This window comes from Embleya sp. NPDC059237 (assembly GCF_042754105.1).
In the GTDB taxonomy this organism is placed as follows: domain Bacteria; phylum Actinomycetota; class Actinomycetes; order Streptomycetales; family Streptomycetaceae; genus Embleya.
This window is the reverse complement of record NZ_JBHZAE010000001.1, coordinates 1,206,802-1,209,612: the sequence shown is the minus strand read 5'-3', so window position 1 is coordinate 1,209,612 and position 2,811 is coordinate 1,206,802. Positions and strand designations below refer to the sequence as shown.

Below are 2,811 nucleotides of genomic sequence, written 5' to 3'. Positions count from 1 at the left end.
CCGGAAACACCCGACCCCCTCGGAAAAGCAACCCGGCAAACCCGATCCGACCCCTCACCCTGCCCGCCGCTGCCGGCCGCTTTTCCGCCGACCAACGCGCCCGCCTCGCCGGGACCCCGCAGTCTCGGAGCCCCGCACGCCGGCGGCGGCCCACCCGGCGACTCCGCCCCGCACCGCACCGCACCGCACCGGCGCCACCCGGCCAAAGCACAACGCCCGCCGGAAACTCGGAAAGGCATCCGGCAACACCGCGCGCAGCAACGGCGTGCCCCGCTTCCCGGATACCGACCACCGCGCCGCCACGGTCGGGATCCGGGTGGCCGCCGGCGCCGGCGCTTTGGTGCCGGCAAGCGCGCAACGCGGGCCGAACGGGCGGGGATTGCTCGTTGTTGGGGTTCTGGCGCGTAGCATCGGTGGGTTGATCGGCCGGGGTTGTGGAGGGTGCTGCGTGTCTCTTGTCGTGTCTGCCGACGGGGTTGGGACGGATCGTGGGGATGCGGTTGTCGTCGGTGGGGACGCGATGTCGCGGGAGGGGTTGTTCGGGGCGGCTCGGGCGTTGGCGGGGCGGATTGCCGGGGCGCCGGCCGTGGCGGTGCGGGCCGATGCCTCGTTGGGGACGGTGATCGCCACGCTGGGTGGGTTGCTGGCCGGGGTGCCGGTGGTGCCGGTGCCGCCGGATTCGGGGCCGTTGGAGCGGGCGCACATCCTGTCGGACTCGGGGGCCGTGCTGCTGTTGGCGCCGGGGGCGTGGACGGATACCGGGCTGCCCACGATGGAGGTCGACCCCGCCGCTCGGTCGGCCGGCACGCTGCCGGAGCCGGGTCCGGATGCGACCGCGCTGATCCTGTACACCAGTGGCACCACCGGCCCGCCGAAGGGTGTGTTGATCTCGCACGCGGCGATTGCGGCCGGGCTGGACGGGGCGATCGAGGCGTGGGACTGGACGGCGGACGACGTGCTCGTGCACGGGCTGCCGCTGTTTCATGTGCATGGGCTCGTGTTGGGCGTGCTCGGGGCGCTGCGGACCGGGTCGCGGCTTGTGCATACGGGGCGGCCCACCCCGGCGGGCTACGCGGCGGCCGGGGGCAGTCTGTACTTCGGCGTGCCGACCGTGTGGTCGCGGATCGCGCAGGACCCGGACGCGGCGCAAGCGCTGGCCGGCGCGCGACTGCTGGTGTCGGGGAGTGCGCCGCTGCCGGTGCCGGTGTTCGAGCGTGTCGCCGAACTCACCGGACACCGGCCGGTCGAGCGGTACGGCATGACCGAGACGCTGATCACGCTCAGCACCCGGGCCGACGGCGAACGCCGGCCCGGATCCGTCGGGTGGCCGATCGCGGGTGTGCGGACGCGGCTGGTCGGCGAGGACGGGTCGCCGTGTGCGCATGACGGCGAGACCGTGGGCGAGTTGCAGGTCGACTCGCCGACGTTGTTCCAGGGATACCTGAATCGCCCCGAGGCCACCGCCGCGACGCTCACCACCGACGGCTGGTTCCGCACCGGCGACGTGGCGGTGATCGACGCCGACGGCCGGCATCGGATCGTCGGCCGGGCGAGTACGGACCTGATCAAGACCGGCGGCTACCGGGTCGGCGCGGGCGAGGTCGAGGGCGCGCTCCTGGCCCACCCGGCGGTCCACGAGGCGGCCGTGATCGGCGCCCCGCATGCCGATCTCGGCCAGGAGATCGTCGCGTTCGTGGTCCTGGCACCGGGCGGCGAGGTGACGGAGCGCCAACTCATCGACCACGTAGCGGCCGGGCTGTCGGTGCACAAGCGCCCCCGCCGCGTCCGGTTCGTCGCCGACCTCCCGCGCAACGCGATGGGCAAGGTCCAGAAGAAGCTGCTGGCCGACTGAGGATCCCGGCCGGGGTCGGATCAGGCAGCAGCAGGGTGGTCCGAGGCGGTCGTGAATGTCGCGGTCGATGTCGGCGAGGGTGACGAGGTGGGTGTCGCCGAAGCCGCGTAGGCCGGGAAGGCGGATCTCGAACGGCTGCCCGCCTCGGTCGGGTTCGATGTCGCCGACGAGGAACCACGAGACCGGTCCCCTGTGCGAGATCCACCAGCCACACTCGTGGTGCGGCCAGTGGCCGCCGAGTTCGAGCGCGACGGCGAGGCCGGATCCGCACTCGATGCGGCGAGGCAGCCGGATCGCGTCGACCTCGCACAGTAGCCGCAGCCCTTCCCTTCCCGGACTACTGGGCGGCCCACCCGCAGTACCGGCGGGAGAATTGGCTCCGGATGCCCGGCTGACCGGAGCACCCTCCACCTCCATGGAACCCGAGCACTACACCACCGACCGCGAACGGCTCGCCGCCTTGCTGCGACGACTTCGCTTGGCCGCCGGCCTCATCGGAGCCCAAGTCGCTGCGGACACCGGCATGTCCCAGCCGAAGGTCAGCAAGTGGGACACGGGCAAACTCCTGCCGTCGGGGGGGAGACATCGACGCCGTCCTCGATCTGTACGGAGCGAACCCCGAGGACCGGGCGGTCGTTGCCGATCCGGTCGGTCGGCTGCACACGCATGTCGAGACCAACCGAACGCACCTGCGTCGCGGGGCGGCGCACCGACAAACACAGATCCGTCGCATCGAAGCCGAGGCACGTGAGCTGAAGTACTTCTCACCGGTCGTCGTGCCCGGCCTGCTCCAGACCACCGAATACACGAGGAGACTCTTCGCGCTCACACTGTCGGGGGGGGGGCGGGCGCGCCCCCCCCCCCCCCCCCCCCCCACACAAAAAAAAAAAAAAACAAAAACACAACCGTAAACAAACAAAAAAAAAAAAACCCGCTTAGAGTGTGCTTATTACGCCCCC

The 2,811-nt window shown here is 71.3% G+C and carries 3 protein-coding genes; all 3 read left to right on the top strand.

The features are described 5' to 3' along the window. Positions 1–520: 520 nt before the first annotated feature. From ACFXKZ_RS05310 to ACFXKZ_RS05300, 3 genes are read left to right on the top strand one after another with little or no spacing between them, the layout of a single operon-like run. Positions 521–1,852, top strand: coding sequence for an acyl-CoA synthetase (locus ACFXKZ_RS05310; RefSeq protein ID WP_379996585.1), 1,332 nt, complete (start codon positions 521–523; stop codon positions 1,850–1,852). Positions 1,853–1,907: 55 nt separating this feature from the next. After that, positions 1,908–2,603: a helix-turn-helix domain-containing protein gene (locus ACFXKZ_RS05305; RefSeq protein ID WP_379996583.1), complete on the top strand. Its 696-nt coding sequence runs from the start codon at positions 1,908–1,910 to the stop codon at positions 2,601–2,603. Beyond that, entirely contained in the window at positions 2,509–2,763 is a 255-nt protein-coding gene (locus ACFXKZ_RS05300; RefSeq protein WP_379997312.1) for a Scr1 family TA system antitoxin-like transcriptional regulator, read from the top strand. Before ACFXKZ_RS05305 ends, ACFXKZ_RS05300 begins: the two co-directional genes overlap by 95 nt. Positions 2,764–2,811: the final 48 nt, after the last annotated feature.

Excerpts from the sequence above, each read along its gene's own strand:
- ACFXKZ_RS05310 (WP_379996585.1), top strand. The coding sequence starts at position 521 with ATGTCGCGGGAGGGGTTGTTCGGGGCGGCTCGGGCGTTGGCGGGGCGG.
- ACFXKZ_RS05305 (WP_379996583.1), top strand. The coding sequence starts at position 1,908 with ATGTCGCGGTCGATGTCGGCGAGGGTGACGAGGTGGGTGTCGCCGAAG.